Here is an 8,154-nt window from a genome sequence, read left to right as displayed (position 1 = left end):
TCACCCGCCGATTGAGGGCGTCAATATAGGTCAGACGGTCGAAGCGTGTGGCGGAGGGGTCGATCTCGGGGTCACTTTCGTACACGCCGTCGACCTTGGTGGCCTTGATCACGACATCGGCCCCGATCTCCATCGCCCGCAACGCGGCCGCGGTGTCGGTCGAGAAGTATGGGTTGCCGGTGCCGCCGCCGAGGATCACGACCCGCCCTTTCTCGAGGTGCCGGATGGCCCGCCGTCGGATGTAGGGCTCGGCCACAGCGTGCATCTCCAGGGCCGACATCACTCGCGTGATTACCCCACTGCGCTCAAGGGCATCCATCAGCGCCAGCGAATTCATCACCGTGCCCAGCATGCCCATGTAGTCTGCGGTGGCCCGTTCCATGCCACGTTCGATCCCGGTTCGGCCGCGCCACAGGTTGCCAGCCCCCAGGACGATGGCGACCTGCACCCCTAGATCGAGCACCTGGCGGATCTTGTCCGCAACTTCCTCCGCCCGGTCGGGATCGATCCCAACTCCCATCTTACCGGACAGGGCCTCGCCGCTGAGCTTCAGCAGGATGCGTGTGTAGGCTGGACCGGTCATACCCCCTCCCCGTGCCGACGCTGATCGACGCCGAATGCACATCGGGCCAACGCTGGGTTGGCCCGATGTCGTCTCATTGTGCTTCCCCCACCGCCCAGCGGGCGATCCGCCGGACGGAGATGTTCTCGCCGGTATTGGCGATCATCTCCTGCAGGAGTTCGCCAACCTTGCGGGTATCGTCGCGCACATAGGGCTGACGCAGCAGGCAGGCCTGCTCGTAGAAGTTCTCCAGGCGCCCCTGCACGATCTTCTCGATGACCGACTCGGGCTTGCCCTCGTCGGCCGCCAGCCGCAGCGCCGCCTGCTTCTCGGTTTCCAGCATTTCGGTCGGGACATCGCCGACGTCGACGTAAGCCGGGGCGCCGGCGGCCACCTGCAGGCAGAGCTCGTGGGCGAAGGCGCGAAACTCCTTGGTCCGGGCCACAAAGTCGGTCTCGCAGTTGACCTCGACCATCACCCCCACCCGGCCTTCGCCGTGGCTGTACAGCTCGACCACGCCGTTGCGCATCTCGCGATCGGCGCGCTTGGCTGCGGCTGCCAGGCCGCGCTCGCGCAGAAGTTCGGCCGCCTTCTCGAGGTTGCCGTCGGTGGCCTCGATCGCTTTGCGGCAGTCCAACACGCCGGCGCCGGTGAGTTCCCTGAGTTCCTTGATCTGGGCTGCAGATACGGCCATGAGGTTTCTCTAGGCCTGCTGCGCCGGACCGGCCTCGGCCGCTCCCGCCGGGTCACTCTCGGCCGGAGCCTGGGCTTTCTCTTCGTCGATCAAGGCCGTTGAGGCTTTCGGGGTCACCTCGGCAATCGGCTCGCCGGCGGATTCGCCTTCATCGAAGGCGCCGCTCTGCAGCTTGGCCAGGGTCGCTTCGCCGAGCAACTCCTCGTCGGCTAGATCCAGTTCGGGTTCGTGCCGTCGGTCAAGCGCCGCCGGTCCGGCCTCTTCGATCTCGTCATCTTTGCGCAACGCACGCCCCTCGAGGACGGCGTCAGCGATCTTGGAGGCGATCAGCTTGATGGCCCGAATGGCATCGTCGTTCGAGGGGATGACATAGTCCACCCCGGTCGGATCGCAATTGGTGTCGACGAGCGCGATCACCGGGATGCGCAGCAGGTTGGCCTCGTGAATGGCCGTCTCTTCGCGGCGAACATCGACGATGAACAGCAGTCGCGGCAGAACGCGCATCTCGCGAACCCCACCCAGCCGGGTTTGCAGACGGTCGATCTCCCGATTCTTGAGTAGCGCTTCCTTCTTGGTCAGCTGCTGGAACTCCCCCGAGTCGCGCTGCCGCTCCAGGTCCGTCAGCTCATCGATCCGGCTGCGGATGGTCTGCCAGTTGGTGAGGGTGCCCCCCAACCAGCGCTGGTTGACGTACGGCATTCTGCAGCGCCCGGCCTCGGTTTCGATCGTCTCCTGCGCCTGGCGCTTGGTGCCGACGAAGAGGAGTGCGCCGCCGGCGGCCACCGCGTCCCGGATCAGGCCATACGACTTCTCCAGGGCGTCGAGCGTCTGCTGAAGATCGATGATGTGAATTCCGTTGCGCTCGGTGAAGATGTACGGCTTCATGCGGGGGTTCCACTTGCGGGTGCGATGCCCGAAGTGGACCCCGGTCTCCAGAAGCGCCTTCATGCTGATCACGGCCATGGTGGTCAACCTCCTTCGCGTTTACCCTCCGCTTCCTTCTTCCCGGGCGGGAGCCGGCTGGCCCACCGGCACGCCCCGACCGGTCTGGAAGCGTGTGAGATGCGCCCCGTGAGGGGCAGAATTCTCCCGCCACTGCGTGGCGGGAGTACGGGAATTCTACCACGCCGTCCCCCGGCGGTCAAAGCCGGGCCGGATGCCTAGGCGGGGCTGCGGCGGGTGCCCGACTTGGCGGCTACCCGCCGCTGGAACCGCTCGAGTTCGATCACAGCCCGGGTGTGGTCCCCCTCCCCTACCTTCTCCAGCTCGTCCCAGACCTCTGCCCGGAACGTCACACGATTGCCCTCGACCGCCGTCACCTCCGAGCGGACCCGAACCGTGCCGCCGAGCGGAGTCGGCGCCAGATGGCGGACGCGGATCTCAACTCCGACAGTCGTCCGGCCCGGCGGCAGGCCAGGCTCGATCGCCTTGCGGCTGACTTCCTCGATCAGCAGGATCATGGCCGGGGTGGCGAAGACCTGCAGGCTGCCGCTCCCCAGGTGACTGGCGGACTGGGCCTCCGTCACCTGGATGCTGGCCTCGGCGGCCTGGCCAGGGGTGATCCCGCCTTCAGCCATCGAAGTCTCCCCCGGATGGCGCCGATGTTGCGGCGACGGCGAACGCCACCGCATGTTGATGGGTGTGGCTCAGGCTGACAGACCACTCCCCAAGGCCCAGCTCGCCGGCCAGACGAGCGGCGGCGCCATGAAGCCGCAGCTCCGGCTGACGTCTCGGCCCGTTGACGATCTCGATCTCGGTCCAGCCCACCTCGCCGATCCCAGTGCCCAAAGCCTTGGCGACCGCTTCCTTGGCGGCGAACCTGGCGGCCAGGGCCGGAGGGTGCTTGCGCGACTCCGCCACCTCCCGCTCGGTGAAGAATCTCGAATAGAAGCGAGACCCGTGGCGCTCGATCGCCCGCGCCACCCGCTCGATCTCGATGATGTCCACCCCCGATCGGATCACCGGCCCCCGTCCGTGGCCAGGCTGCCCGCCACTGCGATCGCCAGCCGATCCGGATGCAGGTAGCGCTGCGCGACGTGCAGCACCTGGTCCGCCGTGATCTCCCGAATCAGGGTGGGGTATTGCTGGTAGAAATCCAGGGAAAGCTCATAGCGTTCGATCGCCATCAAGGCCGAGGCCACACCCTCGTTCGATTCCAGCTGAAGGGGCAGACGGCCGACGAAGTTCGCCTGGTTGTCGCTGAGCTCTTGCGGTGTGATTCGACGGGTCGTGAAGCGGCGCAACTCGCGGCGGGCGAGGTCGAGCGCCCGCTCGACGTTGCCCGGTGCAATCCCGGCTTCGATCTGCCACGGGGTCGGGCCGAGCCCGCCGCCCAGGTGGCTGGAAGCGTGGTAGGCCAGGCCGGCCTGCTTGCGCACGGCGTCTCCCAGCCGGCCCATCAGGCCAAAGACCCCCAGAACGTTGTTCCCCAGGGCGGCGGCCAGGTACTCCGGGTCCAGCCGGCTGGGGCCGGGTGCGCCGAGAACCAGGTCGGACTGGCTCTTGCCCGGGATCGGAACGTCCTTGCGCTGCAACCCCTCGATTGGCTTCACCGGCGGCAGGGGCGGCTGCGGCGGTTGAGCCGGGTTGGACCACGAGCCGAAGTGCGCCTGTACCTGATCAGCGGCTGTGGCCGCTGCTACCGCCCCGACCACCGTGATCAGCATTCCCTGGGGTCCGAAATGCGAGGCATGGAACCGCTTCAGGTCCTTGGCTTTAAGGCGCTCGACCGTGTGTCGGTAGCCGTCGGTCGGCAGCCGGTAGGGATGGCCGGGGTAGGCGAGCTCCTCGAAGGCCATCTGCGCCACCGAGGCCGTTTCCTGATCCCGAATCGCCAGGCCCGTCAGTTTCTCCCCGCGCAGCCGATCGACCTCGGCTTCCGGAAATGCCGGCTGGCGCAGGACGTCGGCAAGCAGCTCCAGCAGCATGGGCAGATCCTCGGCCAGAGCCTTGGCGCGGAAGCTGATGTTGTGGGTTCCGGCGCCGATTCCCAGGCTTGCACCGGAAGACTCGAGCGTCTCATAGATCTCTCGAAAGGTCCGACGGGCGGTCCCCCGCGTCAGGGCCGAGGCCGTCAGGTCCGCCAGCCCCGCCTGTTCTGGGGTCTCATCCAGCGCCCCGGCTGCCAGATAGCCCAGGATAACCACCGACGGGCTGGAGAAGTTCTCCCGCACCATGACGACGGGTCCATTCGGTAGCGGGTGCCGGGTGATGGTTTCGGGGCCAGGGAACGAGCGCACGTCTAACGCCGCGCCGGTAGGGGTACTACGAGGCATCGGCGCCCTCCCCGCTCGGGAGATACACCCCGACGACCCGGTTCGCTTGCCGCAGCACCTGCTGGGCTACCGTTACGACCTGTTCGACCGTAACGGCCTGGATCCGCGCCAGGTAGTCCTCAAACCAGATGTGGTCGGCGAACATCTCGCTGTAGCCCTGCCAGAAGGCCTGGTTGGTGATGCTCTCGCTGCCAAAGGCAAACAGCGCCCGAGCCTGCTTGCCAGCCTTCTCGATCTCGGCGGAGGCGATCGGTGCCTCCAGCAGGCGGTCGATTTCCTGGTCGAAGGCGGCCAGCACCTTCTCCGGGCTGTGCTCAGGGCGGACCGTAATGCGAAACGAGTACAGGTATGGATCGATGGTCGTAGCCAGGTCGCCGCTGACCGAGGCCGCCAGGCCGCGCTCGACCAGCGCTCGATACAGTCGCGAGGTCTTGTTCGAGAGGCCGCCCCCAAACAGGTTCAGGCTGGAGGCGCCAGCCAGGGCGCTGTCCAGCACCGCCAGCGGGAAGAAAGCCGCGTCTGCGCCGCGCGGCGCATGATAGGCAACCTCTAGGTAGGCGGTCTTCCCAGGCCCTTCCAGCGTCAGGCGGCGTTCCCCGTGTTGCTCCGGTTCCGGGCGGGGGGCCATCCGCTCGACCTGGCGGGGCGGGATCGATCCGAACAGCCTGCGCACCCGCTCGAGCATCGGCCGGCGCTGGAAGTCGCCGGCAACCACAAGCACAGCGTTGTTCGGGCGGTAGAAGTTGCGGTAGTGGTGGTACAGGTCGTCGCGGGTCATCGACTCCAGATCGGCCATGTCGCCGATGACCTCGTGGTGGTACGGATGCACCCGGAAGGCGGCCGACTGGATTTCCTCGGCCAGGCGGAAGGTGGGTTCATTCTCGTTCCCCTGGCGCTCGGACATGATCACCGTCCGCTCCGCCTCGACCTCCTTGGGGTCGAACAGGCTGGTGCGCATTCGATCGGCCTCCAGCCGCAAGGCGAGGTCGATGCGGTCGGCCGGCATGGTCTCGAAATAGGCGGTCCAATCCAACCAAGTGAAGGCGTTCCAGAACCCGCCGTCGCGCGAGATCACCCGCTCGAGTTCAGCACCCGAATGGCGGCGCGTCCCCTTGAACTGCATGTGCTCGACCCAATGCGACGCCCCGGTCTGGCCGGGGCGCTCGTCCTTCGAGCCGACGCGGTACCACACCCAACACGAGACCAGCGGGGCGGTGTGGATCTCCTTGAGACGGACTTTCAGGCCGTTCTGCAGGCGGGTGCGCAGGACCTGGTTCTTGGCGGCTGTTCTCACCCCTGGCCACCCGCCGCTACGGCCTTGCCGTCGGCCGCGATGCCTCGGCCGGATCCCAGGTAGCGGAATCCCAAGGAACGCATCAGTTCAGGGTCATAGATGTTGCGCCCGTCGACCACGACCGGCTGCCGCATGCTGTCGCGCACACGCTCGAGGTCGAGGTTCTTGAACTCGTTCCACTCGGTGCACACAACCAGCGCATCGGCGCCGCGCGCCATCTCGTATGGGTCGCTGGCCATCTGCACCGTCGGCAGCAGCCCACTGGCGCGCGGCATCCCGACGGGATCATAGGCTCGAACCGTGGCGCCATCCATGAGCAGCCGCTGGGCGAGCTCGAGCGCCGGGGCCTCGCGCAGGTCATCCGTGTTCGGCTTGAACGTCAGGCCGAGCAGTCCGATGACCTTGCCCTGCAGGTCCCCCAGCAGATCGGCGACCTTGCGCACCACCTGGCGCCGACTGTCGGCGTTGATGTCCATCACTGCCTGCAGCAGCTGCGGATGCCGCCCCTTCTCGGCGGCCATGTAGGCCAGCGCCTTGACATCCTTCGGAAAGCACGAGCCTCCGTATCCGAGCCCGGCGTCCAGGAAGTGACGCCCAATGCGCGGATCATAGCCCATGCCGGAGGCCACTTCCTTGACGTCTGCCCCCAGCGCCTCACAGATGTTGGCGATCTCGTTGATGAATGAGATCTTGGTCGCCAGGAAGGCATTCGAGGCGTACTTGATCATCTCAGCGGTCCGCAGATCGGTGATCACAATCGGCGCCCGTAGCGGCAGGTGCAACTGGGCGACCTTCTCGGCGGCCTCGCGGTCGAGCGATCCCAGCACTGTGCGGGCCGGGTTCATGAAGTCCGAGATCGCCGATCCCTCGCGCAAGAACTCCGGGCAGGAGACCACTGAGAACGGGATCGGCGTCGGCTGGTGGGCCCGGATGATGTCCGCCACCCAGTCGCCTGTTCCTACCGGCACGGTGGACTTGTTGACCACAACCAGCGGGCCGCTCATGTGGCGGGCGACAGCCTCTGCCACCGCCCGCACGTGCTTGAGGTCGGCTTCGCCATCGACACCTTCGGGTGTGCCGACGGCGATGAAGACGAAGTCGGCGCCCTGGATGGCCTCCGGGTAGGAGGTGGTGAACAGCAGCCGGCCGGATCCGGCGTTGCGGGCAACCAACTCCTCCAGCCCGGGCTCGTAGATCGGCATCAGGCCTTTCTTCAGCCCATCGATCCGCTCCTCGTCGATATCCAGCGCCGTGACCCGGTTCCCCAGATCGCCGAAGCAGGCGCTGGTGACCAGACCCACATAGCCGACGCCGATGACGCAGATCCTCTTCACGAACCCTCCCCGTGTACGATGGCTGGTCGGTGGGGAATCATACCATGCGCCCGCCGCCGCCCGGATACACGGACTCCATCGGTCGCAATTCGTCATGCAGCCGGAATGACAGTACTCACTTGCCCCTGGCGGGGCCGACAGCATACACTAGTGGACGAACAAGATAAGTCTTGTCCTTATGGGCTTGTTTGGTGCCTGGTCAGGAGGACCTATGCAGATTACTCGCCAAGCCGACTACGCGGTGCGTGCCGTGTCGTACTTAGCGGAGCTCAACGGTGACGGCCGGGCGCCCACCAGCAGGATCGCCGAGAACATGAAGATCCCGCCATCCTTCCTGGCGAAGATCGTCTCGCAACTGTCAGTCGCTGGCGTGTTGGCGACGTCCCGCGGCGCACGCGGCGGGGTTGCCCTGGCGCGCGCCCCGGGCGAGATCAGCCTGCTGGAGGTGATTGAGGCCATCGATGGCCCGATCACCCTGAACGAATGCGTTCCCGACCGCACCGCCTGCGTCTTCGGCAAGAACTGCCCGGTGCACGACGTGTGGTGCCAGGCCCAGGCGGACCTGGTCGCCCGCCTGAAGCAGACCAGCTTCGGCAGCCTGACCAACGGCCATAAGGCCTGACCGCGCCCTCCTGCCCTGCAGGATCCATCCAACCAAGAGGGGATTGCACGATTCCCCGGCCCACCGCACACTAGCCACCAAGGGAGCTTGAGCCCCATGCCTGGCGGCATTCCGGTCGCGCGCTCGTGGATCTATGTCCTGAAGTCGGGCGAAGTGATCGTCGACTGGGGGGAAGGCCGCGTCCAGGACATCGCCAGCGGGGATTTCCTCACCGTTCAGGAGAGCGACTACGATCGACCGGTGACCGACTCTGAACTCGACCACCTGAAGATGAACGGGCGCATCGAGCGCTACGACACCCGCCTGGCGCACCTGCTGCCTCTGCCCGAACCGCCCCGTCGCGCCCTCGAGTAGCTCGTCCAGAACGACCTCC

The 8,154-nt window shown here is 66.5% G+C and carries 9 protein-coding genes and 1 pseudogene; 2 read left to right on the top strand and 8 right to left on the bottom strand.

Translation table 11 applies throughout. The features are described from left to right. The 8 genes and pseudogenes from pyrH to MUO23_08570 all read right to left on the bottom strand — a co-directional run. On the bottom strand, positions 1-583 hold a 583-nt coding region (pyrH, locus tag MUO23_08605; protein MCJ7513016.1), incomplete at its 3' end, for a UMP kinase. A gap of 73 nt (positions 584-656) precedes the next feature. Further along, entirely contained in the window at positions 657-1,256 is a 600-nt protein-coding gene (gene tsf, locus MUO23_08600) for a translation elongation factor Ts (GenBank protein ID MCJ7513015.1), read from the bottom strand. A gap of 285 nt (positions 1,257-1,541) precedes the next feature. Beyond that, positions 1,542-2,219: pseudogene (gene rpsB / locus MUO23_08595) on the bottom strand (30S ribosomal protein S2). 197 nt (positions 2,220-2,416) lie between these two features. Beyond that, positions 2,417-2,833, bottom strand: a complete 417-nt coding sequence (locus MUO23_08590; GenBank protein MCJ7513014.1) for a thioesterase family protein — start codon at positions 2,831-2,833, stop codon at positions 2,417-2,419. Further along, entirely contained in the window at positions 2,826-3,218 is a 393-nt protein-coding gene (acpS, locus tag MUO23_08585) for a holo-ACP synthase (GenBank protein ID MCJ7513013.1), read from the bottom strand. Before acpS ends, MUO23_08590 begins: the two co-directional genes overlap by 8 nt. Further along, positions 3,215-4,531 carry an insulinase family protein gene (locus MUO23_08580; protein MCJ7513012.1) on the bottom strand — a complete coding sequence of 439 codons (1,317 nt, stop codon included), beginning with the start codon at positions 4,529-4,531 and terminating at the stop codon, positions 3,215-3,217. Before MUO23_08580 ends, acpS begins: the two co-directional genes overlap by 4 nt. Next, the gene (locus tag MUO23_08575) at positions 4,521-5,825 is read right to left on the bottom strand and encodes an insulinase family protein (GenBank protein ID MCJ7513011.1); all 1,305 of its coding nucleotides are present in this window, start codon (positions 5,823-5,825) and stop codon (positions 4,521-4,523) included. Before MUO23_08575 ends, MUO23_08580 begins: the two co-directional genes overlap by 11 nt. Further along, the gene (locus MUO23_08570) at positions 5,822-7,159 is read right to left on the bottom strand and encodes a UDP-glucose/GDP-mannose dehydrogenase family protein (protein MCJ7513010.1); all 1,338 of its coding nucleotides are present in this window, start codon (positions 7,157-7,159) and stop codon (positions 5,822-5,824) included. The genes MUO23_08575 and MUO23_08570 overlap by 4 nt, the downstream gene beginning before the upstream one ends. Before the next feature lie 211 nt (positions 7,160-7,370). On the opposite strand from MUO23_08570, the gene MUO23_08565 reads away from it, so the two are divergent. Beyond that, on the top strand, positions 7,371-7,781 hold the full coding sequence (locus tag MUO23_08565; GenBank protein ID MCJ7513009.1) for an Rrf2 family transcriptional regulator: 411 nt from the start codon (positions 7,371-7,373) through the stop codon (positions 7,779-7,781). A 96-nt stretch (positions 7,782-7,877) separates the two neighbouring features. After that, positions 7,878-8,135 carry a hypothetical protein gene (locus MUO23_08560; protein ID MCJ7513008.1) on the top strand — a complete coding sequence of 86 codons (258 nt, stop codon included), beginning with the start codon at positions 7,878-7,880 and terminating at the stop codon, positions 8,133-8,135. Positions 8,136-8,154 lie beyond the last annotated feature (19 nt).

The sequence above is a fragment of the Anaerolineales bacterium genome (genome assembly GCA_022866145.1).
Classification (GTDB): Bacteria; Chloroflexota; Anaerolineae; order Anaerolineales; family E44-bin32; genus PFL42.
This window is presented reverse-complemented; position numbering and strand designations above follow the sequence as displayed.